We start from the raw sequence: 22210 nt of genomic DNA on the forward strand, positions 1-22210 counted from the left end.
AAGATTGCACGCTGGCGTCAGTGCGTCTTGTGCAGCTCGGGTTGCAGCCCGTGCGTCTCGCCGCCGACGTCGGACCAGATCTTCTTCTTCACGTAGTAGAGCAGGCCGGCCAGCACCAGCAGGAACAGGATCGCCCGCAGGCCCAGCGACTTGCGCGCCAGGAGGTGGGGCTCCGCCGTCCACATCAGGAAGGCGGTCACGTCGCGCGAGTACTGGTCGACGGTCTCCGCCGCGACCGGCTTGCCGTCGGCGCCCTTGGCGTAGGTCACCTGACCGTCGCTGAGGGGCTTGGGCATCGCGATGACGTGGCCCGGATAGTACTCGTTGTAGTGGCCGCCCTCGGGCACGGTCACGCCCTTCGGCACTTCGTCCTTGTAGCCGTTGAGGAGGGCATGGATGTAGTCGGGGCCCTGCTCGGTGTAGCCGACGAAGGGCAGCCAATCGATGATGAACCACAGGCCGCCGCGGGCGAAGGTGCGGGCCTTGGCCATCAGCGACAGGTCCGGCGGCGCCTTGCCGCCATTGGCCGCCGCCGCGGCCTGCTCGTTCGGGAACGGCGCCGGGATCTTGTCGGCCGGGCGGCCGGGCCGCTCGAACATGTCGCCGGAATCGTTCGGGCCGTCCTTGACCTTGTACTCGGCCGCCAGCGCCTTGACCTGGGCGGCGGAGAAGTCGGGCCCGCCCTCCTCGCCGAGGTTGCGGAAGCGGACGTAGTGCAGGCCGTGGCAGTTCGAGCAGACCTCGCGGTAGACCTGGAAGCCGCGCTGCAGCTGCGCCTGGTCGAAGGTGCCGAACATCCCCGAGAAGGTCCACTTCTCGCGGTGCGGCAGCGGCCCGTGGTCTTCCGCCGAGGCGGCGCCGGCCGACAGGAGCGCGGCGAGAGCGGCAGCCAAGAGAGCGCGTGTTCTGATCATTCCCCTCGATGCCCCTTACGGCGTCGTTAGTGCTTCATCACGATCGTGGAGCGGGCGGGTGCGTGGAGCACCCGCCCGAAGCCGGTTCTCAGCCCTTGGTCGGGGGCGCGGCGGCGGCGCCGGCCGGCATGCCGGAGGAGCCGACCTGCTTGCCCGGACCGGTGACGCTCTCGAGGATCGAGCCCGGCAGGGGCTTCGGGGTCTCGAAGAGGCCGACCAGCGGCATCACGATCAGGAAGTGGGCGAAGTAGTAGAAGGTGGCGATCCGCGAGGCCAGCACGTAGCCGCCCTCCGGGGGCTTCGAGCCGAGCCAGCCGAGCAGGAAGCAGCAGAAGATGAAGACCCAGAAGAACTGGCGGTAGATCGGCCGGTAGTTGGCCGAGCGGACCCGCGAGGTGTCGAGCCACGGCGCCAGCGCCAGGATGATCACCGCGCCGAACATCAGGATCACGCCGCCGAGCTTGTCCGGCACCGCGCGCAGGATGGCGTAGAAGGGCAGGAAGTACCACTCGGGCACGATGTGCGCCGGCGTCACGGCGGGGTTCGCCGGGATGTAGTTGTCGGCGTGGCCGAGATAGTTCGGCTGCAGGAAGATCCAGTAGGCGAAGAAGGCGAAGAACACCACCACCGCGAACACGTCCTTGATGGTCGCGTAGGGGGTGAAGGGCACGGCGTCCTTGCCGGTCTTGATCGGGATGCCGGTCGGGTTGTTCTGGCCGGTGACGTGCAGCGCCCAGACGTGCAGGACGACGACGCCGGCGATCATGAACGGCAGCAGGTAGTGCAGCGAGAAGAAGCGGTTGATCGTCGGGTTGCCGACCGAGTAGCCGCCCCAGAGCAGGCTCTGGATCGTATCGCCGACGATCGGGATAGCCGCCAGGATGTTGGTGATGACGGTGGCGCCCCAGAACGACATCTGGCCCCACGGCAGGGTGTAGCCGAGGAACGCGGTCGCCATCATCAGCAGGTAGATGATGACGCCGAGGATGTAGAGCACCTCGCGCGGGGCCTTGTAGGACCCGTAATAGAGGTTGCGGAACATGTGCACGTACACCGCGATGAAGAACATCGAGGCGCCGTTGGCGTGCATGTAGCGCAGGAGCCAGCCGTAGTTCACGTCGCGCATGATGTGCTCGACGGAGTTGAACGCCTCGGTGGCCGAGGGCTGGTAGTGCATCGCCAGCCAGACGCCGGTGATGATCTGCGAGCCCAGCATCGCCATCAGGATGGCGCCGAACGTCCAGAAGTAGTTCAGGTTGCGCGGAACCGGGAAGGCGATGAACGAGGAATGGACCAGGCCTGCGATCGGCAGCCGGGCCTCGAACCACTTCGCGAAGCGGCTCTTGGGGATGTAGGTCGTAGCGTGTGCGCTCATGGGGCAGCCCGCGTCTGTCGTTGCTTCACGATCGGCGTCGAATCAGGCGGTGGCGCCTTCGCCGATGCGGACCTTGGTGTCGCCCTGGAAGGCGTAGGGCGGAATCGGCAGGTTGATCGGCGCCGGCCCGCGGGTGACGCGGCCGACCGCGTCGAACTGCGAACCGTGGCAGGGGCAGCCCCAGCCCTCGTGGCCGCCGGCATTGGCGATCGGCACGCAGCCGAGATGGGTGCAGTTGCCGTAGGTCACGAGCCAGCGCTCGTGGCCCGCCTTGACGCGGCCCAGGAACGGCGCCGGATCGATCAGGCTCGCCGGGGCGACCGCCTTCATGTCGGCGACCTCCTTCTCGGTGAGGTGGCGCACGAAGATGAGCTTGCCGCGCCAGAACACGTTGACGATCTGGCCGTCGGCGATCGGCGTGAGGTCGACGTCGATCGGCGCGCCGGCCGCGATCGTCTCGGCATCGGGGGCCATCGAGGCGACGAAGGGCCAGGCCAGAGCGGCGGCCCCGACCACGGCGCCCGCGCCGGTGGCGAGGAACAGGAAGTCCCGGCGGGTCGTCCCGTGGGGATGCGCGGCGTCGGATGGGGCGACGGTGGTGGCCAAGTTCCGGCTCTCCCGAAAATCGTTGACGGCGCGGGCCGCCGCTCGCGCGGCAAGGAGGCGTCGAGGCCCGCGGGAAGGGTCGGCGGGGTTGTCGTTCCCCGATCCTGCCGGACCGAAGCACCTCCCCACGCATGGCGGCAATGCGACCGGGCGTCGCCGCGCGGCTAGCTCTCTGGCACGGCCAAGCCCCGGAATAAAGGGCGAAAAGGGGGCTTGATCCGGAGGAATTCCAGATTTCGGGGGAGTGTGTTGTCCAGTGCCGGGACGGCCCGGAGGGACCGTCCCGCGCTCGTGCGGCCTATTCGGCCGGCGCGCCGACGCGGCCGGTGCCCGCGGGTGCGCCGGTATGGCTCAGGCGCAGCACCGTGATCATCCCGACGATGCCCGCGCAGGCGATCAGGAGTAGGCCGCCGGTGAAGTTGCCGGTCCAGTCCTTGATCGCGCCGACGGCGTAGGGCGCGACGAAGCCCGACAGGTTGCCGATCGAGTTCACCACCGCGATGGCGCCGGCGGCGGCCGCGCCCGAGAGGGTCTCGGTCGGCAGCGTCCAGGTGATCGGCAGGGCCCCGAAGATGCCGAGCGCGGCGCCCGAGAACAGGACCACCTTCAGGATCGGGTCGCCGACGAGGGCCGCCCCGATGGTGCAGACCGAGGCGCAGGCGAGCGCCGCGGCGAGGTGGTAGCGGCGTTCCTTCTTGGCGTCCGAGCGCTTGCCCCACCACAGCATGCCGACCGTGCCGACGGCGTACGGGATGATCATCACGAAGCCGGTCTGGGCGTTGGTGAGGCCGAAGGCCTTGAAGATCTGCGGCAGGAAGAAGCCGAAGGCGTAGAGCAAGGCGACGGCGCCGAAATACACCACCGCGATGGCGAGCACCCGCGGGTTGAGGATCTCCTGCGTGAGCGGCACGTGTCCCTGGCGCGGGTTGCGGGCGGCCTCGGCGGCGAGCGTCTGCTCCAGCCAGGCGCGCTCGTCCGGGGCGAGCCACTTGGCGTCGGCCGGCCGGTCGGTAAGGTAGAAGTAGGTCATTACCGACAGGACCACGGCCGGCAGCGCCTCGATCACGTAGAGCCACTGCCAGCCCTTGAAGCCGAGCACGCCGTCGAGCTCGAGCAGCAGGCCGGAGATCGGCGAGCCGATGACGCTGGACAGCGGGATCGCCACCATGAACAGCGAGACGATGCGGGCCCGGTAGGCCGCCGGGAACCACAGGGTGAGATAGAAGATGATGCCCGGGAAGAAGCCGGCCTCGGCCGCGCCCAGCAGCAGGCGCATGATGTAGAAGCTCGTCTCGCCGCCGATGAAGGCCATGCCGCCGGAGATGATGCCCCAGCTCAGCATGATGCGGGCGATCCAGCGGCGGGCCCCGAACTTCTCCAGCGCCAGGTTCGACGGCACCTCGAAGATGAAGTAGGTGATGAAGAACAGGCCGGCGCCGAGCCCGTAGGCGGTGGCCGAGATGCCGAGATCCCGGTTCATGGTCAGCGAGGCGAACCCGACGTTGACCCGGTCGAGATAGGCCACGAAATAGCAGACGATCAGGAATGGGATCAGGCGCCAGCTGACGCGCTTGATGGTCCTGGCTTCGATGTCGGTGGTCACGGCGTCGTCCTCCCGGCCGTTTGTTGTTGAGCCGCATTAGGGGTCGGGCCGGGCGTGGGGCCCGGCTCTGGCGCCCGGGATGACCGGATTGATGTCCGTTGGCAAGGAGCGACGATCTGCGGAACCGCAAGCACTTGTGGGACGGGCCTCTTCTGGTCTAGTGCTCCCCTCCCCCACCGGTGACGCATCGCGGCAAGGCCTGTCCGGCTGCGCGCGAGCCGGTGCCCGTTCGAGATGCAGAAGTTCGCCATGGTCACGCCACGCCGCGACAGCGGAGCCGATCGCCCCCGGCTCACCGGAGCCCGGGTGCTCGTCGTCGAGGCCCGCTACTACGAGGACATCGCCGACGAGCTCCTGGCCGGCGCGACGGCCGCGATCACCGCGTCGGGCGCCGAGGCGGTGGTGGTCACGGTGCCGGGGGCGCTCGAGATTCCCCAGGCCGTCGCGATCCTGCTCGAGGCCGCCGCCCGCGCCCACAAGCCCTACGACGCCGTGGTGGCGCTCGGCTGCGTCATCCGCGGCGAGACCGGCCATTACGACATCGTCGCCGGCGAGAGCGCCCGGGCCTTGATGGACCTCTCGGTCATGCTCCGGCTGCCGCTCGGCAACGGCATCCTCACGGTCGAGAACGAAGCCCAGGCCCAGGCCCGCGCCCGCGTGGCCGAGATGAACAAGGGCGGCGGCGCGGCGGAGGCGGCCCTGGCCGTGCTGGCTCTGCGCCGGGCCGAGGAATCCGGCCGCCAGGACCGTACCATCGGCTTCACCCCCCGCCGCGATCCGGAGACCAAGTGAGATGAAGCCCGCCGAGCGCAGCGGCGCCCGCCTCGCGGTGGTCCAGGCCCTGTACGAGATGGAGATATCCGGCAAGGGCGTGATCGACGCGCTGGCCGAATTCGAGGCGTTCTGGATCGGTCAGGTCATCGACGAGGTCGAGCACCCGCCGGCCGAGACCGCCTTCTTCCGCGACCTCCTGCGCGGCACCGTCGACGAGCAGCGGGCGATCGACCAGCGCCTCGACGCGGCGCTCGCCGCCGGCTGGCCCCTGCGCCGCCTCGAGGCGGTGGTGCGGGCGATCCTGCGGGCCGGCGCCTACGAGGTGATGTTCCGCCGCGACGTGCCGGTGAAGGTCGCGATCTCCGAATACGTCGACGTCGCCCACAGCTTCTACGAGGGCGAGGAGCCGGGTCTCGTCAACGCGGTGCTCGACAAGGTCGGCCGCGCCGTGCGCCCCGACGACTTCACCAAGGGCTCCCGCGCCGGCTGACACGATTGTCCGGACGATCGGTGCGGAAAACCGTTTCGGCCGAGCCGCCGCGCCGAGCCGGAGGCTCCACGCGCTCGGGCGAAAGCCGCTTCTGCACCGCGACGGGATCGACCGGAAACGGCGTGTGGCCGCGGGACCAGCTCGCCGCCGGCGCACCCGATCGACGGCAAAACCGGGAAAATTTTCAGCTTTTTGCCGTTAGATCATTGTGACCCCCGGTCGGCGGGCCCTAGCTGTCGGCCGAGGTTCAGGCGGATCGCCTCATACCTGCCATCCGCCCCCTGCCGCGAGACCGTCACGCGATGGCACGTCACGACCTGCCCCGCCCCACCGAAGACGAGCTGATCGCCCGCTACTTCGCGCCGCTCGCCGGTGCCGGCGGCCTGTCGCTGCGCGACGATGCGGCCGTGCTGACGCCCCGCCCCGGCCACGACCTGGTCCTGACCACCGACGCGGTGGTGGCCGGCGTGCATTACTTCGCCGACGATCCCCCGGCCTCGATCGCCCACAAGGCGCTCGGCGTGAACCTGTCCGACCTCGCCGCCAAGGGCGCCGAGCCGACGGGCTTCCTCCTCACCCTGGCGCTGTCGGACGACTGGGACGAATCCTGGCTCGCCGAGTTCTGCACCGGCTTGAGCGAGGCGGCGGCTCTGGCGAGCTGCCCGCTGCTCGGCGGCGACACGGTGCGGGCATCCGGCCCCACGCTTCTCGGCATCACCGCGCTCGGCGAGGTGCCCTCCGGCACGATGGTGCGGCGAGGCGCGGCGCAGGTCGGCGATCGGCTGCTCGTCACCGGCAGCATCGGCGACGCGGCCCTGGGCCTCAAGCTCCGGCAGAAGCCGGCGGCGTCCTGGGGCGAGGCCCTGTCCTTCCCGGTCCGCGCCGCCCTCGTCGACCGCTACCTGCATCCGCAGGCCCGCCTCGCCCTGGCGCCGGCCCTGCGGGCCCATGCCCGCGCGGCGATGGACGTGTCCGACGGCCTCGTCGGCGACCTCGCCAAGATGATGCGGGCGGCGGATCTCGGCGCCGAGGTCGAGATCGCACGGATCCCGCTCTCGGAGGCCGTCCGCGCCGCCGTGGCGGCGGTGCCGGGCCTCCTCGACACCGCGCTCACCGGCGGCGACGATTACGAGATCCTCTGCGCCGCCGATCCGGCGAAGGTCCCGGCCCTGTGCGAGGCGGCCGCGCGGGCCGGCCTGGCGCTCACCGAGATCGGCACGGTGACGGAGGGCGGCGCCCCCCGGTCTTCCGCGCGGCCGACGGCACGGCGCGCCGCTTCCGCTCCGGCTCGTTCAGCCACTTCTGATCGTTTCCAAAGACCGCGGCGCGGCGTCGAAAGTCTCAAGCGGACGAAGCTTGGGAGCATTTGCGCTCGGGTGGGAAGTTTGGCACGACTAGGGGCGTGGATCCGCGCTGGCGTGCGGGCCCGCTCAACAGGGAGGGAGGCCCGCGTCGCGCGTTCACGGCCGCTCGCCATCTCGGCCGTCCGACGTCGCGGGAATGCCCGACAATCAAGGACGGTAGAATGACCGCACTCCTGCTCATCATCCTGGGCGGCCTCTGTGCCGTTGCCTACGGCATCGTCACCATCAACGACGTCATGCGGCGCGATGCCGGCACGCAGCGCATGCAGGAGATCGCCGGCGCGATCGCCGAGGGCGCCCAGGCCTATCTGCGCCGCCAGTACCTCACCATCGGGCTCGTCGGCGTGGTGCTGTTCGGGCTCCTCGCCTGGTTCCTCGGCATCAAGGTGGCGGTCGGCTTCCTGATCGGCGCCGTCCTGTCGGGGCTGGCCGGCTTCATCGGCATGAACGTCTCGGTCCGCGCCAACGTCCGCACCGCGCAGGCCGCGGCGCAGTCCCTCGGTGCCGGCCTCTCGGTGGCGTTCAAGTCGGGCGCCGTCACCGGCATGCTGGTGGCCGGCCTCGCGCTCCTGGGCGTGGCGCTCTACTACACCTACCTCACCCGCTTCGCCGGCCTGAACCCGGCGAGCCGCGAGGTGATCGACGCCCTCGTGGCGCTCGGCTTCGGTGCCTCGCTGATCTCGATCTTCGCGCGTCTGGGCGGCGGCATCTTCACCAAGGGCGCCGATGTCGGCGGCGACCTCGTCGGCAAGGTCGAGGCCGGGATTCCCGAGGACGATCCGCGCAACCCCGCCACCATCGCGGACAATGTCGGCGACAATGTCGGCGACTGCGCCGGCATGGCGGCCGACCTGTTCGAGACCTACGCGGTGACTCTCGTCGCCACGATGGTGCTGGCAGCGATCTTCTTCTCCGGCCAGGTCGATGTCGGCGGCCGCAACGTGCTCGAGACGATGCTGATCTACCCGATGGCGATCGGGGCGGCCTGCATCATCACCTCGATCATCGGCACGTTCTTCGTACGGCTCGGCACCAACCAGTCGATCATGGGAGCGCTCTACAAGGGACTGATCGGCGCCGGCGCGCTCTCGATCGTGGCGATCGCCGGCCTCAACATGGTGATGTTCGGCGGCTTCGCGACCCGCTTCACCACCACCGGCGGCGACAGCTTCACCTCGCTCAGCCTGTTCCTCTGCGCGGTGGCCGGCCTCGTCATCACGGCGCTGATCGTCGTCATCACCGAGTACTACACCGGCACCAACTACCGGCCGGTCAAGTCGATCGCCCATTCCTCCGTCACTGGCCACGGCACCAACGTGATCCAGGGGCTGGCGATCTCGCTCGAATCGACCGCGCTGCCGGCGATCGTCATCGTGGCGGGCATCATCGTCACCTATTCGCTGGCCGGCCTGTTCGGCATCGCCATCGCGGTCACCGCGATGCTGGCGCTGGCGGGCGTCGTCGTCGCCCTCGACGCCTTCGGTCCGGTCACCGACAATGCCGGCGGCATCGCCGAGATGGCGGGACTGCCCAAGGAAGTGCGCAAGTCCACCGACGCGCTCGATGCCGTCGGCAACACCACCAAGGCGGTCACCAAGGGCTACGCGATCGGCTCGGCGGGCCTGGGCGCCCTCGTGCTCTTCGCCGCCTATACCTCGGACCTGAACTACTTCATCAAGAACGCCTCGGACACGCAGTACCGGTTCTTCCAGGGCGTCACGGTCGACTTCTCGCTGCAGAATCCCTACGTGGTCGTCGGTCTCTTGCTCGGCGGCCTGATCCCGTACCTGTTCGGCGGCATCGCCATGACGGCGGTGGGCCGTGCGGCCGGCGCCGTGGTCGAGGAGGTCCGCCGCCAGTTCCGCGAGAAGCCCGGCATCATGCAGGGGACCGAGCGGCCCGATTACGGCCGCGCCGTCGACATGCTGACCCGGGCGGCGATCAAGGAGATGGTGGTGCCGTCGCTCCTGCCGGTCCTGTCGCCGGTGGTCCTGTTCTTCGTGATCCAGGCCATCGCCGGCAAGGGCCAGGCCTTCGCGGCGGTGGGCGCGATGCTGCTCGGCGTCATCCTCACCGGCCTCTACGTCGCGGTCTCGATGACCTCCGGCGGCGGCGCCTGGGACAACGCCAAGAAGTTCATCGAGGACGGCCACCACGGCGGCAAGGGCTCCGACGCCCACAAGGCGGCGGTGACCGGCGACACCGTCGGCGACCCCTACAAGGACACCGCCGGCCCGGCGGTGAACCCGGCGATCAAGATCACCAACATCATCGCCCTGCTGCTGCTGGCGATCCTCGCCCATAGCTGATGTCGGCGCCTCGCTGATCGACTGGTCGATCCACGGCGCGGCCGCCCGGGCTCCCCCGGGCGGCCGTCTTTCATCGAATGCTACCCCGGGGCCTATGCCGGCAGGCAGAGCGCCCGGGCCGCTGCGTCCGGGGAGATCCGCGGACGCGGCGCCGGCATGATCGCGGCGGGGCATGGGGGCGGGTCGTCGTCGTCGTTCCGCCGGCCCGGGCGCCACGCGATCGCCCAGGCATTGCGCGACCGGCGCCGTGGAGGCGGGCGCCGCGCCAGACGCGGGCCGAAGCCCCGCGACGCATCACGATCGAGCGCGGCCAGGGCTTCCAGGATGGCATCCACCGAGACCGGCTCGGCCCGGCAGCCGGTCAGGCAGCGCAGGCCCGGCGCGTTCTCCAACGCGCAGGCATCCGAAGCCCAGGAGGCCAGGATCGCGCGCTTCTCCGCCCGCGACAGGAGCGGATGCGCCAGCACCTCCCGCGGGTGCCGGAAGACATCGCCGGGTGCGACGAGGGCCTGCCAGGCCTCGACAGATTCGGGCCGGCCGGCAGGCGGATTGATCGCGCCGACGTGGTGGAGACCGGGTGAGGCGAAGTTCGTCTCCATCGACATGGTTCATCCTCCCTGAAGGTGCGTGAATTGCCACGACAAGGGGTTCGGGCCCCGGGGACGCGATGCCCCGGAGGTCCATTCGTCAGTCGATGACCTGAGGGATGGGCAGTCTTCGGGTCGGACAGCCTTGAAATCACGCCGCCCGGGAGCGGTGCTCGACCTGATACTCGACCTCTGCCGGTGCGTTGTCCTGCCCGTGGACAGCCCGGCCGCCGCCGATGGCGATGCGGCGCGGCTTGAGCGCCTCCGGCACCTCGCGCGTGAGGTCGACCGAGAGCAGGCCGTTCTCCAGGCGGGCGCCCGTGACCTTCACATGGTCGGCGAGGCTGAAGGTCTGGCGGAAGGCCCGCGCCGCGATGCCGCGATACAGGTAATCGCGCTCACCGTCCCTGTCCTTCTTCTGGCCGGTGACGAGCAGCGTGGCGTCGTGCTGGGTCAGCTCGATCTCGTCTTCCGAGAAGCCGGCCACCGCCATGGTGATGCGGTAGGCATCCTGGGCGATCTTCTCGATGTCGTACGGCGGCCATTGCTGAGCCGACGGCTCGATCCGGGCCGCCTGGTCCAGCATCGAGAACAGCCGGTCGAACCCGACGGTGGACCGGTAGAGCGGGGCGAAGTCGAAAGTCCTCATGACCACATCCTCCTTGGAGCAACGTGATGACTTGGATCGTGATGACTTGGATCGTGATGACTTGGATCGTGATGACTTGGATCGGATCATGGTTCTGTCAGCCGGGCCCTTGGTGCGGAGCCCGAGAGGCGAGCCCGTTCGGGCCTCGCGCGTGTGAAATGCGGATGCCGCGTTCCGGTTCCGGCATCCGCCGATTTTTTTCGCCCACCCGGCGCAGGGTCAGATCCGCGCCGCGCCGACCCGGCCCTGCGAAATCCGGGAGGCGAGAGTATCCAGCAGGCTCTGCTGCCGGGCCGCATCGGGCCCGGCGAGACCGGGGGTTCGGGTCGCGCCGGGGGCTCAGCGTGCTCGCCCGGATGCCGCTCCCTTCAGGCCGTGGATCCTGTCGGCCCGGGCGGATGAGGCTGTCTGAGCGTCAGCCCTGCTCGACCGCCGCCCGCGCCTCCGTCAGCCGCGCCGCGTAGCGGGCGATCAGATCGACCTCGAGATTGAGCCGGTCGCCGACCCGCCGCTCGCCCCAGGTGGTGACGGCCAGCGTGTGGGGGATCAGCAAGACGGTGAAGGTGTCGCCCTCAACGCCGTTGACGGTGAGCGAGGTGCCGTCGAGGCACACCGAGCCCTTCTCGGCGATGAAGCGGGACAGGCCGCCGGGCGCGCGGAGCACGAAGCGCTCGCTCGGGGCCCAGACGTCGCCGGCCTGCCCCGTCACCGGCTCGCGGGCGACGATCTCGGCGAGGCCGTCGACATGGCCGGTGACGAGGTGGCCGCCGAGCTCGTCGCCGATCTTCAGCGAACGCTCCAGGTTCACCCGCATGCCCGGGACCCAGGCCTCGACGGTGGTGCGGGCCAGGGTCTCGGCGGCGGCATCGACCTCGAAGGTGCAGCCGCCCTCGCGCGGGGTGACGGTGACGGCCGTGAGGCAGGGTCCCGAACAGGCGATCGAGGCGCCGATCAGGATGCCGGCGGGGTCGTAAGCACAATCGATGGCGATGCGCTTCAGCGTGGAATCGCCGGAGACCGCGGCGACGCGGCCGACATCGGAGACGAGGCCGGTGAACATCTACGGGCTCCGTACGTGGCAGGTGAAGAGATCGGTGCCGATCCGGTGCTCCTCCGCGACCGCGAACTCCGCGGAGGCGAGGCGGGCGGCGAGATTCGGGCCGACCGCCGGCAGGCCGGGCCGGCCGAGGGTGCAATCGCCGGTGACGAGCAGGCACTCATCGACGAGATTCTCGCGCGCGAGGGCGTCGGCGAGCGTCGGCCCGCCCTCCGAGCAGATCCGGGTCAGGCCGAGCGCGCCGAGGACCTGCAGGGCCTCCGGCAGGTCGATGCGGCCGTCAGGCGTGAGCGGCACCCGCTCCACCTCGGCGCCGCCGGCGACCAGCGCCGCCTCCGCCATCGCGGGAGCGTCGGGGCCGCAGAGGATCAGGGTCGGGACGGTCGCGCTGGTGCGCACCAGTCCCGCGCTCGGCGGCGTCCGCAGGGACGGGTCGAGGACGATGCGCAGGGGCGAGCGCGCCGCCATTCCGGGCAGGCGCACGGTGAGCTGGGGATCGTCCGCCAGCACCGTACCGACGCCGACCATGATCGCGTCGCAATGGGCCCGCTGCAGGTGGATCTCGGCATTGGCCCGCGGCCCGCTGATCATCAGCCGCTCCTCCCCGCCCGCCGCAAAGCCATCCGCCGTGCGGGCGAGCTTGAGGAAGATCGCGGGCCGGCCCTTGGTGATCCGGCTCACGTGCCCGCGCTGGTCCCGCGCGGCCTCCGCCCCCAGGAGCCCGACCGAGACCGCGATGCCGGCCTCGGCGAGCCGGGCATGGCCGCGGCCGGCGACCCGGGGATCGGGATCGTCCATCGCGCTCACCACCCGGGCGATGCCGGCCGCGATGGTGGCGTCGGCGCAGGGCGAGGTGCGGCCATGATGCGAGCAGGGTTCGAGCGTGACGTAGAGCGTGGCGCCGCGTGCCGCTTCGCCGGCCGCCGCGAGCGCCACCCGCTCGGCATGGGGCCGGCCGCCGGGTTGCGTCACGCCCTGGGCGAGAATCCGCTCGGATCCGGGCGGGCCGCCGACCAGCACCGCCCCCACCGACGGGTTCGGCCAGGCCTGGCCGAGATGGCGCCGGCCCAAAGCCAGGGCGAGGCGCATGTAGCGCCGGTCGGCCTCGTCACGGGCGAAATCCCGGGCACTCACGAGGCGCGGCTCCGCGGGCGCCGGGCCGGCGGCGCCGGCACGGGCGCTTCGGCCGCCGCAGCCTCCTCGGCGGAGGTCGCCTGGGCCGCCCCGGCGGCGAGGTTACCCAGCAATTCCTCGAAGTCGCGCGCCTCGCGAAAGTTCTTGTAGACCGAGGCGAAGCGCACATAGGCGACGTCGTCGAGGCCCTTCAGCCCCTCCATCACCGCCTCGCCGATCGCCTCGCTGGTCACCTCGGCCTCGCCGGTGCTCTCGAGCCGGCGGGTGATGCCGCTCACCAGGCGCTCGATCCGCTCCGCCTCGACCGGGCGCTTGCGGAGCGCCGTCTCGACCGAGCGCTGGAGCTTGTCGCGGTCGAACGGCACCTTGCGGCCCGAGCGCTTGACCACGACCAGCTCGCGCAGCTGCACCCGCTCGAAGGTGGTGAAGCGGCCGCCGCAATCCGGGCAGATCCGCCGGCGCCGGATCGCCGAGCTGTCGTCGCTCGGCCGGGAATCCTTCACCTGCGTGTCGAGGCCGCCGCAATAGGGGCACCGCATCGGTCGCCCGTTCCTCTGGTACGAAAAAGGGCCGGTCCCGCGCGGGACCGGCCCCGGAAGGGGCGTGTTCTAGAGCGCTCCCGGCGGAAGGGGAAGCCGGGAGATCAGGAACTCACATCTCAGCCGTAGATCGGGAAGCGATCGGTCAGGGCGTGGACCTCCTGCTTCGCCTTCTCCTCGGCGGCCGAGTCCCCGGCCTCGCCGGCGCGGTGCAGCCCGTCGAGCACCTGCACGATCAGCTCGCCGACCTTCTTGAACTCGGCGACGCCGAAGCCGCGGGAGGTCGCGGCCGGGGTGCCGAGGCGGATGCCGGAGGTGATGGTCGGCTTCTGAGGGTCGAACGGCACGCCGTTCTTGTTGCAGGTGATGCCGGCGCGGGTGAGCGCGGCTTCCGCGGCCTTGCCGGTCAGCTCCTTGGCGCGCAGATCCACCAGCATCAGGTGGTTGTCGGTGCCGCCCGAGGTGATGTCGTAGCCGCCCGAGATGATCGTGTCGGCGAGTGCCTTGGCGTTCTCGACCACCTGCTTGGCGTAGAGCTTGAACTCCGGCTGCAGCGCTTCACCGAAGGCCACCGCCTTGCCGGCGATGACGTGCATCAGCGGCCCGCCCTGGAGACCCGGGAAGATCGCCGAGTTGAGCTTCTTGGCCAGCGCCTCGTCGTTGGTGAGGATCATGCCGCCGCGCGGGCCGCGCAGGGTCTTGTGGGTGGTGGTGGTGACCACGTGGGCGTGCGGGAACGGCGAGGGATGCACGCCGCCCGCCACCAGGCCGGCGAAATGCGCCATGTCGACGAAGAAGATGGCGCCGACGCTGTCGGCGATCTCGCGGAACTTGGCGAAGTCCCAGTGGCGCGGATAGCCCGAGCCGCCGGCGATGATCACCTTCGGCTTGTGCTCCTGGGCCAGGCGCTCGACCTGCTCCATGTCGATGCGCTGGTCCTCGCGGCGCACCGTGTAGGAGACCGGCTTGAACCACTTGCCCGAGACGTTCGGGGGCGCGCCGTGGGTGAGGTGGCCGCCGGCCGCGAGGTCGAGGCCGAGGAAGGTATCGCCGGGCTGCATGGTGGCCATGAACACGCCCTGGTTCGCCTGGGAGCCGGAATTCGGCTGCACGTTGGCGAACTCGCAGCCGAACAGGCGCTTGGCGCGCTCGATGGCGAGATTCTCGGCGATGTCGACGAACTCGCAGCCGCCGTAGTAGCGCCGGCCCGGATAGCCCTCGGCGTACTTGTTGGTCAGCACCGAGCCCTGAGCCTCGAGCACGGCGCGCGAGACGATGTTCTCGGAGGCGATCAGCTCGATCTCGTGCTGCTGGCGGCCGAGCTCCTGCGCGACCGCGCGGGCGAGATCGGGATCGGCATCGGCCAGCGACGCGGAGAAGAACGAATTGGACCGGGTGTTGGCGATGGTGCCCACGCTCATGATGGCCTCAAGGTTCGTCGGGAGCCGCCCGGACGGAATGCCGGAGCGGAAGTCAAGGATCGGGATCGGCCAGCTTCTACACGCGGGCGACGGGGGAGTCCAAGGCCGCAGCGCCGGACATTTGTCTGTCAGCGACATCTCCCGCCGCCTGCCTGTCGAGGCCCCGGACCCCGCATCGGGTCGAGCGGTGCCGGCGACCGGTCGGCCAGGGCCGAACCGCACGCAGGGTGGATTTGAAACGCCGGAAAAGAAACTCAAAAAAATTGAAGGTGCCGTTGACGAAAATTCGTGGTCCGCCGGATGTCCCGCATGAGCAGGCCCGGCCCCGCCCAGCGCGGGTCGAAGACCCTCCCGGCTCCGACGGATCGGAATCCGGGCTTCCGATGACAACCTCACCTTAATCCAAGATCACGGAAAATTTATCGACAATCTTTCCGGCCCGACAACCTGTGTCGATTAGAGCACTCGGCCCGAGAAACAGACGCGAAACCCACTGCACGTGTGGCAGCAATACGGCATCGTGGCCCGGCAGCCCTAGGCAGCGCAGCGAGGCGGCCTCACAGATCGTCTGCCTTTTAATTGCACGAGAGGGAAACCGCGCGTCATGTTCAAGTCGTTGCTCACCGCCGGCACGGCCGTCGCCCTGTCCGTCGGCGCCGCCTCCGCCGCCGACCTTCCGCGCCGCGTCGCGCCGCCGCCGGTCTTCACGCCCGTGCCGGTCTTCACCTGGACCGGGGCCTATTTCGGCATCAATGCCGGCTACGCCTACACCGAGGCCGACCGCGTGAGCACCGTCGGCATCGGGGCGCTCCAGGCCAACGTCACCAACGGCCTGCGCCGCGTCAGCGTCCCCCTGGCGCAGGACGGCTTCACCGCCGGCGGCCAGGTCGGCTACAACTACCAGTTCACGCCCGGCTCCGGCATCGTCGTCGGCCTCGAGGCCGATGCCGCCTATACCGACCTGAACCGCCGCCGCACCGAGTCGATCTTCCTGCCGGCGTTCAACCCGAACCGGCTGACCAACGCCTACCAGGCGGATCTCAGCTTCCTCGGTACGGTGCGGGGCCGGATCGGCTACGCCTTCGACCGGTTCCTCGTCTACGGGACCGGCGGCTTCGCCTATGGCGACGTGACCCAGACGGTCGCCTTCCAGACCGGCGCACCGCAGACCTATTTCGGCAGCCGCTCGCGGATCGAGACCGGCTACGCCTATGGCGGCGGCGTCGAGTACGCCATGCCCACCGACTCGTTCCTGAACTTCTTCAAGTCGAACGCCGTGACGGTGAAGGCGGAATACATCCGCTACGACCTCGGCAGCCGCAACCTGCTGGTCGCCTCGACCGGCGGCCCGGGCGTCGGCTACTTCTCCCGGTTCCGCACCGAGGGCAGCCTGGTGCGCGCCGGCCTGAACTTCAAGTTCGGCACGTTCTAAGCAGATTTCGCCGAAGTGGTGACCGGTTCGGCGCGAAAGATCTGCGACACGACACGAACCTGAGCGGGCGAAGCATTGGCCTGCCAACGCAAGCCTGCTCGGCACCTGGTCCGCCCCGGGCCTCCCGGCCCGGGGCGGACCGGTTCAGTAATGCGGCGGCGGCGGCTCATCCCCGGTCTCGGCCGGGCGCTCGGCCATCTCGCGCACCCGCTCGCGCAGGGCGGCGAGGTGCCGCGTCAGGACGTCGATCGCGCTCCACTGCTCGGTGACGATGCGGTTCAGGTCCTCGATCGTCGCGTCCTGGTGGGCGATGCGGGCTTCCAGCGCGTCGAGGCGGGATTCGGGATCGGGGGTCATGAGGGTGTCCACTCACGCGAAAACGGCCCGGGCGCAAGCCCGGGCCGTTTTCGATTCAGGCTGTCGACCGGCGATCAGTTGGTCTGTTCGTCGTCGGGGGCGTCCGGGTTGAAGTTGCGCGGGCCGGCGGCGGCGGCGGCCATCGAGGCGGTCGGGGCGCCGGCGCCGTCGCGCTTGTAGATGTCGTCGCGGAACTGCACGAGGCCGTCCGGGGTCGACCAGGCAGTGATGTAGGTCCAGTAGACCGGGATCGGCGCCACCGGGCGCGCATCGACCCGCTGGCCGCCCTGGATGATCGCCTCGATCGTGTCCGGGTTGGCGTTCGGGGTGCCCTGGAGGATCCAGGACACGTATTCGCGCACGTTCTGCACGCGCACGCAGCCCGAAGAGACGAAGCGGAAATCGTCGCCGAAGATGCCCTTGGCCGGCGTGTCGTGCATGTACACGCCGTGCGGGTTCGGGATGTTGATCCGCACGAAGCCCATCGAGTTCAGGTCGACGCCCGGATCCTGGCGGAAGCGGTAGCGGGTCGCCTCGTCGGAATGCCAGTTGACCTGCGACGGCGGGATCTCGCGGTCGCCGTTGAAGATGCGGATCTTGTTGTCGGTCAGATAGGCCGGATCCTTCTGCATCTTCGGGATCAGGTCCTTCTTGATGATCGAGGCCGGCACCGTCCAGTAGGGGTTGAAGTTCACCTCCTGGATCTTGGCGTTCATGATCGGCGACTGGCGGTCGATCTTGCCGACGCCGGCGGCGTGGCGGGTCGCGACGTGGTCGCCGTCGACCGTCTCGACGAGGGCCGCCGGGATGTTGACGATGACGTAGCGCTCGCCGAGATTGCCCGAATAGGAGCGCAGGCGCACCGCGTTCAGCTCGAGCTGGCGCAGCCGCACGTCCGCCGGGACGTTCATCGCCTGAACGGTGGTGACGTTCATCGCGCCGGTCTGGTTCAGGCCGTGGCGGGCCTGGAAGCGGCGCACGCCGGCCTCGACGTAGGAATCGTAGACCGGCGAGGAGCCGGCGGCCGGGTCGAGGTCGCCGGAGACGATCAGGCGCTGGCGGAGCGCCGTCACCGCCGGGCTCTTCGAGCCGACGCGCAGGCGCTCGGCGCCCGAGACCGCCTGCCAGCCGCCGCGGGCCACGATGTCGCGGTAGCGCTCGACCATCTGCTCGGTCGCCGTCAGGGTCTGGGGCGAGAGGATCGGCGTGTTGGAGCGCTGCACCCGCATCGTCGCGGCGGAATCGTAGTTCTGCGCCCACTCGGCCTGGGCCAGCCCACCGCCCCGGTCCTGCTGCGCCAGGGCCGGGACGGCGGTGGCGGCCAGGAGAGCCAGGCCGAGCGAACCGGTGAGGGAAACGCGTGTCAGCATGGGAATTCTGCTCTCGAAACCTGTGACGCGGGACGATGACGCCGGCACATCGGACGTCGATGCTGCGTTGCGCCCCATTCTATGGCCCGTGACGGTGCCGGGATGCGGTTAAGACACTATGAGGAGCGGGCCAGAATGTGGCGCCGGGCGGGCGCCGCCGTGGACAACGCAGCTGGGCTGTGGACTGCGGTAATTGTGCAACGCGCGCCCCGGACCGTCCGGCGCGTCGGCCTTGGCGGAACCGCATCGTCTCCGCTATGTCGGGCGGATGAGCGATCTGCGGCACGGATTGGCAGGAACGGCGCGCTGGCGCGCGCTCGTCGCCGTGCTGTCGCTCTACGGGCTGGTGCTGCAGGCCTTCCTCACCGGCCTCGCGACCGATCCGGCCGCGGCGAGCGTCGGCCTTCTCTGCCAGGCGCACCAGGTCCCGGCGGGGAGCGAGCCGCTCGCCCGCGCGCATGCCTGCTGTACGCTCGCCTGTCCGGCCCCCCTCGCCCCGCCGGCTCCCGCGACGGCGCAGACCTGGCCGCCCCGGACGGCGATCCTCCTGTCGTGGTCCCCGACGGGAACGGCTCCGGCGCATGCGCCGCCCGCCCGGCCCGCTTCCGCCCGCGGTCCCCCCGTCGCGTGATGGCGCAATGGGCAGCGAAGCTGCCCCCTCCCCTTCCACGCGATTCAGTCGGACCCGATTCCATGACCTTCCCGCTCCGTGCCGGCCTCGCCGCCGCCCTCTCGCTCGCGGCCGTCCCGGCCCTCGCCCATGCCGTGCTCGGCGTGAAGCAGGCGAGCCCGAACCAGACCTATCGCGGCGTGGTCCAGATCGGCCATGGCTGCGACGGCAAGCCGACCAGCGGCGTCACCGTCACGATCCCCGAGGGCGTCATCGCGGCAAAGCCGATGCCCAAGCCCGGCTGGCAGCTCGCCACCACCAAGGGGGCCTACGGCCGCGCCTATCCGTCCCATCACGGCACCGTTTCGGAGGGCGTGAAGACGATCGCCTGGACCGGCGGCTCGCTGCCCGACGACCAGTACGACGAGTTCGTGTTCCAGGCCCGGCTGACCGACGCGGTGGCGCCGGGCGGGACGGTCTACTTCCCGGTGCGCCAGGATTGCGACGGCGCGACCGTCGATTGGAGCCAGGTGCCGGCCGCCGGCCAGTCGGCCCACGACCTGAACTCCCCGGCGCCGGGCGTGCGGATCGTGGCGGCGGCCACCGCCGCGCCGGCCGCCCCCGCCTCCACGTCGGTCAAGGCCGGCGACCTCACCATCGTGCAGCCCTGGATCCGCGCGACCCCCGGCGGCGCCAAGGTGGCGGGCGGCTACCTGACGGTGACCAATGCCGGCAAGGAGCCCGACCGGCTGGTCTCGGCCTCGATCCCGCTGGCGCCCCGGGGCGAGGTGCATCAGATGGCGATGGACAAGGGCGTGGCGAAGATGGCGCCGGTCGAGTCCGGCCTCGTCATCAAGCCCGGCGAGACCGTGGTGCTCAAGCCCGGCGGCTACCACCTGATGTTCATGGATTTGACCGGCCCGGTGAAGGCCGGCGACACGATCGACGGCACCCTCACCTTCGCCCGCGCCGGGACGGTGCCGGTGCGCTTCGCGGTCGGCACTATCGGCGCCTCGGCGCCGGAGGCCGCGGGCGGGCATCAGCATCATTGAGCCCGTGCCGGGGCGCGTCGGTCCCGTGACGTTTCGGTAACGACGGTGGCGGATCGCACGGGGCGTCCGCCACCTTGTGCCCGCTCGGCCGTTGTCGCTTCGACCGGCCGGCTCCCGCCGGCCGCCTCGGAGTGACGATCATGAAGCTCAGGCTGCTTGCCGCCCTCGCCCTCTCGACCTTCGCGCTCGCCGGCGCCGCCGAGGCGCAGGGCATTCCCGGCGGGATGGAGCGGGGCGCCCGCGAGGGCAACCGCGTCGCCGGCCCGGTCGGCGGGATCGTCGGCGGTGCGGTGGGCGGCGCCGTCGGCGGCGTCAACGGGGTGCTCGGCATCGATCCGGGCCGGCGCGCCTACCGCACGAACCTGCGCGGCCGGCATCATCACCATCACCGCCGGCACCGGCATTACCGCTGAGACGTTCTCATGCTCCGGCGGGACGCATTTTCGCTCCTGCCGGAGTACAGCTGTCGCGCTCAGCGAGGGTAAGATGGTTCCGCGTGAGACGTTCGTGCTAGCCAGCCAACCGGAATTGGCCCGTGCCGGTGCCGAGCGGCTGTTCGCGGTCCTCGCGGCCAGTCTCGCACGCGATCTCCCGCCGGAAGCGGACATCCGTCACGTCGGAGCGACATCGATTCCCGGTTGCCTGACCAAAGGCGACCTCGACATCGTCGTCAGAGTTTCGGCCGGTGATTTCGCGGCGGCCGAGGCGACCCTGGCCGGGCGCTTCTCCCGTAACGCCGGATCAATCCGCACCGGCGAGTTCTCGTCCTTCGAGGCGCCGGACCACGATCCACCGGTCGGAATCCAGCTGACCGCGACCGGTTGTGCCCTCGACATGTTTCATCAGTTCGCGGACGCCCTGCGGGCCGATCCGGACCGTCTACGCCAGTACAACGATCTCAAGCGTGCCTTTCACGGCCGGCCGATGGACGCTTATCGCGCCGCCAAGGCGGCCTTCGTCGACGAGACGTTGCGCTCGGATTCACCCGAGGCCTCCGATCGGAATCAATCATGACAGGGCCCTGATCCTGCGGAGATCATGCCAGTTGGAATGCCTTCATTAGGATTTTTCGATCGCCGTCACGCTCGATCGAAGAATATCATCCTTTATGGCCCACTCGCTTGGGATATCCTCCAGCCTACACCGGCTTGCCACCCGAGTTCTACTGCGACGCTGCCGGCTTGACCCTCTGGCCTTCCGGGTCCTAATCACGTCGCAACAACCGACGCCCGAGGACGCCATGACCGACCGCCAGCCCGGCTTCAACACCCTCGCGATCCATGCCGGCGCGGCGCCGGACGCCGCCACCGGCGCCCGGGCGACGCCGATCTACCAGACCACCTCGTTCGTGTTCGACGACGTGGACCATGCCGCCTCGCTGTTCGGGCTCCAGGCCTTCGGCAACATCTACAGCCGCATCACCAACCCGACCAACGCGGTGCTGGAGGAGCGCATCGCCGCGCTCGAGGGCGGCACCGCCGCCGTCGCGGTGGCCTCGGGCCACGCCGCCGAGTTCCTGGTGATGCATGCCCTGATGCAGCCGGGCGACGAGTTCATCGCCGCCAACAAGCTGTATGGCGGCTCGATCAACCAGTTCAACCACTCCTACAAGAACTTCGGCTGGAACGTCGTCTGGGCCGACACCGACGATCCGGCCTCGTTCGAGGCGGCGATCACGCCGCGCACCAAGGCGATCTTCATCGAATCGATCGCCAATCCGGGCGGCGTCATCACCGACATCGCGGCGATTTCCGCGGTGGCCAAGCGCCACAACATCCCGCTCATCGTCGACAACACCATGGCGACGCCGTACCTGATCCGGCCGTTCGAGCACGGCGCCGACATCGTCGTCCATTCGGCCACCAAGTTCCTCGGCGGCCACGGCAACTCGATCGGCGGCCTGATCGTCGACGGCGGCTCGTTCAACTGGGCCGGCGACGCCCGCTACCCGATGCTGTCGCAGCCGCGGCCGGAATATGCCGGCATGGTCCTGTCCGAGACCTTCGGCAATTTCGGCTTCGCCATCGCCGTGCGGGTACTGGGCCTGCGCGACCTCGGCCCGGCTTTGTCGCCGTTCAACGCCTTCCTGATCATCAACGGCATCGAGACCCTGCCGCTGCGCATGCAGCGCCACTCCGACAACGCCAAGACGGTCGCCGAGCACCTGAGCCGCCATCCGGCGGTGGCCTGGGTGAGCTATCCGGGCCTGGAGGCCGACCGCTACCACCAGCTGCACAAGCGCTACTGCCCGCACGGCGCCGGCGCGGTGTTCACCTTCGGCCTCAAGGGCGGCTACGAGGCCGGCGTGGCGCTCGTCTCGAACCTCAAGCTGTTCTCGCACCTGGCCAATATCGGCGACACCCGCTCGCTGGTGATCCACCCGGCCTCGACCACCCACCGCCAGCTCACCGACGAGCAGAAGACCCGGGCCGGCGCCGGGCCGGAGGTGGTGCGCCTCTCCGTCGGCATCGAGGACCCGCGCGACCTGATCGCCGATCTCGACCAGGCGCTCGCCTGAGAGGTCGGGGGCGCCCGGCCGCGACGATCGCACGCGGCCGGCGCACCTG

General features: G+C 69.9%; 21 protein-coding genes and 1 pseudogene. 10 read left to right on the forward strand and 12 right to left on the reverse strand.

The features are described 5' to 3' along the window. Nucleotides 1–17 precede the first annotated feature (17 nt). The 4 genes from F1D61_RS15775 to F1D61_RS15790 all read right to left on the reverse strand — a co-directional run bounded on the left by F1D61_RS15775 (nt 18) and on the right by F1D61_RS15790 (nt 4498). Nucleotides 18–914, reverse strand: coding sequence for a cytochrome c1 (locus tag F1D61_RS15775; protein ID WP_203158838.1), 897 nt, complete (start codon nt 912–914; stop codon nt 18–20). An 88-nt stretch (nt 915–1002) separates the two neighbouring features. Then, entirely contained in the window at nt 1003–2289 is a 1287-nt protein-coding gene (locus F1D61_RS15780; protein WP_203158839.1) for a cytochrome b, read from the reverse strand. A gap of 42 nt (nt 2290–2331) precedes the next feature. Beyond that, complete coding sequence (petA, locus tag F1D61_RS15785; protein WP_203158840.1) at nt 2332–2895, reverse strand: ubiquinol-cytochrome c reductase iron-sulfur subunit; 564 nt, start codon at nt 2893–2895, stop codon at nt 2332–2334. Between the two features lie 298 nt (nt 2896–3193). Next, nucleotides 3194–4498, reverse strand: coding sequence for an MFS transporter (locus F1D61_RS15790; RefSeq protein WP_203158841.1), 1305 nt, complete (start codon nt 4496–4498; stop codon nt 3194–3196). A 249-nt stretch (nt 4499–4747) separates the two neighbouring features. Here F1D61_RS15790 and ribH point away from each other — a divergent pair, with 249 nt between their 5' ends. From ribH to F1D61_RS15810, 4 genes and pseudogenes are all read left to right on the forward strand, one after another. After that, on the forward strand, nt 4748–5290 hold the full coding sequence (gene ribH, locus F1D61_RS15795) for a 6,7-dimethyl-8-ribityllumazine synthase (protein ID WP_203159101.1): 543 nt from the start codon (nt 4748–4750) through the stop codon (nt 5288–5290). A 1-nt stretch (nt 5291) separates the two neighbouring features. Next, on the forward strand, nt 5292–5762 hold the full coding sequence (nusB, locus tag F1D61_RS15800; RefSeq protein WP_203158842.1) for a transcription antitermination factor NusB: 471 nt from the start codon (nt 5292–5294) through the stop codon (nt 5760–5762). A gap of 302 nt (nt 5763–6064) precedes the next feature. After that, nucleotides 6065–7068 (forward strand): annotated as a pseudogene (thiL, locus tag F1D61_RS15805) (thiamine-phosphate kinase). A 219-nt stretch (nt 7069–7287) separates the two neighbouring features. Then, nucleotides 7288–9435: a sodium-translocating pyrophosphatase gene (locus F1D61_RS15810; RefSeq protein ID WP_203158843.1), complete on the forward strand. Its 2148-nt coding sequence runs from the start codon at nt 7288–7290 to the stop codon at nt 9433–9435. A gap of 92 nt (nt 9436–9527) precedes the next feature. Here F1D61_RS15810 and F1D61_RS15815 read toward each other — a convergent pair whose 3' ends face one another. From F1D61_RS15815 to glyA, 6 genes are all read right to left on the reverse strand, one after another. Continuing rightward, entirely contained in the window at nt 9528–10040 is a 513-nt protein-coding gene (locus F1D61_RS15815; RefSeq protein WP_203158844.1) for a hypothetical protein, read from the reverse strand. A 133-nt stretch (nt 10041–10173) separates the two neighbouring features. Next, nucleotides 10174–10671 carry an Hsp20 family protein gene (locus F1D61_RS15820; RefSeq protein WP_203158845.1) on the reverse strand — a complete coding sequence of 166 codons (498 nt, stop codon included), beginning with the start codon at nt 10669–10671 and terminating at the stop codon, nt 10174–10176. Nucleotides 10672–11086: 415 nt separating this feature from the next. Beyond that, entirely contained in the window at nt 11087–11731 is a 645-nt protein-coding gene (locus F1D61_RS15825; protein WP_203158846.1) for a riboflavin synthase, read from the reverse strand. Next, a complete protein-coding gene (gene ribD, locus F1D61_RS15830; RefSeq protein ID WP_203159103.1) occupies nt 11732–12817 on the reverse strand; it encodes a bifunctional diaminohydroxyphosphoribosylaminopyrimidine deaminase/5-amino-6-(5-phosphoribosylamino)uracil reductase RibD in 1086 nt (361 codons plus the stop codon). Between the two features lie 41 nt (nt 12818–12858). After that, nucleotides 12859–13401 carry a transcriptional regulator NrdR gene (gene nrdR, locus F1D61_RS15835; protein ID WP_203158847.1) on the reverse strand — a complete coding sequence of 181 codons (543 nt, stop codon included), beginning with the start codon at nt 13399–13401 and terminating at the stop codon, nt 12859–12861. A 119-nt stretch (nt 13402–13520) separates the two neighbouring features. Beyond that, on the reverse strand, nt 13521–14822 hold the full coding sequence (glyA, locus tag F1D61_RS15840) for a serine hydroxymethyltransferase (RefSeq protein ID WP_203158848.1): 1302 nt from the start codon (nt 14820–14822) through the stop codon (nt 13521–13523). Between the two features lie 604 nt (nt 14823–15426). Here glyA and F1D61_RS15845 point away from each other — a divergent pair. Then, a complete protein-coding gene (locus tag F1D61_RS15845) occupies nt 15427–16254 on the forward strand; it encodes an outer membrane protein (protein WP_203152683.1) in 828 nt (275 codons plus the stop codon). Nucleotides 16255–16398: 144 nt separating this feature from the next. Here F1D61_RS15845 and F1D61_RS15850 read toward each other — a convergent pair whose 3' ends face one another. Next, nucleotides 16399–16611, reverse strand: a complete 213-nt coding sequence (locus F1D61_RS15850; RefSeq protein ID WP_203152684.1) for a SlyX family protein — start codon at nt 16609–16611, stop codon at nt 16399–16401. A 74-nt stretch (nt 16612–16685) separates the two neighbouring features. Further along, a complete protein-coding gene (locus F1D61_RS15855; protein WP_203152685.1) occupies nt 16686–17981 on the reverse strand; it encodes a L,D-transpeptidase family protein in 1296 nt (431 codons plus the stop codon). 268 nt (nt 17982–18249) lie between these two features. On the opposite strand from F1D61_RS15855, the gene F1D61_RS15860 reads away from it, so the two are divergent. The 5 genes from F1D61_RS15860 to F1D61_RS15880 all read left to right on the forward strand — a co-directional run bounded on the left by F1D61_RS15860 (nt 18250) and on the right by F1D61_RS15880 (nt 22161). Further along, a complete protein-coding gene (locus tag F1D61_RS15860) occupies nt 18250–18612 on the forward strand; it encodes a hypothetical protein (RefSeq protein WP_203152686.1) in 363 nt (120 codons plus the stop codon). Nucleotides 18613–18674: 62 nt separating this feature from the next. Next, nucleotides 18675–19643 carry a DUF1775 domain-containing protein gene (locus F1D61_RS15865; protein WP_203152687.1) on the forward strand — a complete coding sequence of 323 codons (969 nt, stop codon included), beginning with the start codon at nt 18675–18677 and terminating at the stop codon, nt 19641–19643. Nucleotides 19644–19783: 140 nt separating this feature from the next. After that, nucleotides 19784–20056 carry a hypothetical protein gene (locus tag F1D61_RS15870; protein ID WP_203152688.1) on the forward strand — a complete coding sequence of 91 codons (273 nt, stop codon included), beginning with the start codon at nt 19784–19786 and terminating at the stop codon, nt 20054–20056. Between the two features lie 73 nt (nt 20057–20129). After that, nucleotides 20130–20657: a GrpB family protein gene (locus F1D61_RS15875; RefSeq protein ID WP_203152689.1), complete on the forward strand. Its 528-nt coding sequence runs from the start codon at nt 20130–20132 to the stop codon at nt 20655–20657. 226 nt (nt 20658–20883) lie between these two features. Next, entirely contained in the window at nt 20884–22161 is a 1278-nt protein-coding gene (locus F1D61_RS15880; protein WP_203152690.1) for an O-acetylhomoserine aminocarboxypropyltransferase, read from the forward strand. Nucleotides 22162–22210 lie beyond the last annotated feature (49 nt).

The organism is Methylobacterium aquaticum (assembly GCF_016804325.1).
Lineage (GTDB): Bacteria > Pseudomonadota > Alphaproteobacteria > Rhizobiales > Beijerinckiaceae > Methylobacterium > Methylobacterium aquaticum_C.

Bases quoted from the DNA above. Each gene is read 5' to 3' on its own strand.
- glyA (WP_203158848.1), bottom strand. From the start codon at position 14,822: ATGAGCGTGGGCACCATCGCCAACACCCGGTCCAATTCGTTCTTCTCC.
- nrdR (WP_203158847.1), bottom strand. From the start codon at position 13,401: ATGCGGTGCCCCTATTGCGGCGGCCTCGACACGCAGGTGAAGGATTCC.
- F1D61_RS15825 (WP_203158846.1), bottom strand. From the start codon at position 11,731: ATGTTCACCGGCCTCGTCTCCGATGTCGGCCGCGTCGCCGCGGTCTCC.
- F1D61_RS15870 (WP_203152688.1), top strand. From the start codon at position 19,784: ATGAAGCTCAGGCTGCTTGCCGCCCTCGCCCTCTCGACCTTCGCGCTC.
- nusB (WP_203158842.1), top strand. From the start codon at position 5,292: ATGAAGCCCGCCGAGCGCAGCGGCGCCCGCCTCGCGGTGGTCCAGGCC.
- F1D61_RS15810 (WP_203158843.1), top strand. From the start codon at position 7,288: ATGACCGCACTCCTGCTCATCATCCTGGGCGGCCTCTGTGCCGTTGCC.
- ribD (WP_203159103.1), bottom strand. From the start codon at position 12,817: ATGCGCCTCGCCCTGGCTTTGGGCCGGCGCCATCTCGGCCAGGCCTGG.
- F1D61_RS15860 (WP_203152686.1), top strand. From the start codon at position 18,250: ATGAGCGATCTGCGGCACGGATTGGCAGGAACGGCGCGCTGGCGCGCG.
- F1D61_RS15865 (WP_203152687.1), top strand. From the start codon at position 18,675: ATGACCTTCCCGCTCCGTGCCGGCCTCGCCGCCGCCCTCTCGCTCGCG.
- F1D61_RS15855 (WP_203152685.1), bottom strand. From the start codon at position 17,981: ATGCTGACACGCGTTTCCCTCACCGGTTCGCTCGGCCTGGCTCTCCTG.
- F1D61_RS15880 (WP_203152690.1), top strand. From the start codon at position 20,884: ATGACCGACCGCCAGCCCGGCTTCAACACCCTCGCGATCCATGCCGGC.
- F1D61_RS15775 (WP_203158838.1), bottom strand. From the start codon at position 914: ATGATCAGAACACGCGCTCTCTTGGCTGCCGCTCTCGCCGCGCTCCTG.
- F1D61_RS15815 (WP_203158844.1), bottom strand. From the start codon at position 10,040: ATGTCGATGGAGACGAACTTCGCCTCACCCGGTCTCCACCACGTCGGC.
- F1D61_RS15875 (WP_203152689.1), top strand. From the start codon at position 20,130: ATGGTTCCGCGTGAGACGTTCGTGCTAGCCAGCCAACCGGAATTGGCC.
- F1D61_RS15780 (WP_203158839.1), bottom strand. From the start codon at position 2,289: ATGAGCGCACACGCTACGACCTACATCCCCAAGAGCCGCTTCGCGAAG.
- F1D61_RS15820 (WP_203158845.1), bottom strand. From the start codon at position 10,671: ATGAGGACTTTCGACTTCGCCCCGCTCTACCGGTCCACCGTCGGGTTC.
- F1D61_RS15850 (WP_203152684.1), bottom strand. From the start codon at position 16,611: ATGACCCCCGATCCCGAATCCCGCCTCGACGCGCTGGAAGCCCGCATC.
- F1D61_RS15845 (WP_203152683.1), top strand. From the start codon at position 15,427: ATGTTCAAGTCGTTGCTCACCGCCGGCACGGCCGTCGCCCTGTCCGTC.
- ribH (WP_203159101.1), top strand. From the start codon at position 4,748: ATGGTCACGCCACGCCGCGACAGCGGAGCCGATCGCCCCCGGCTCACC.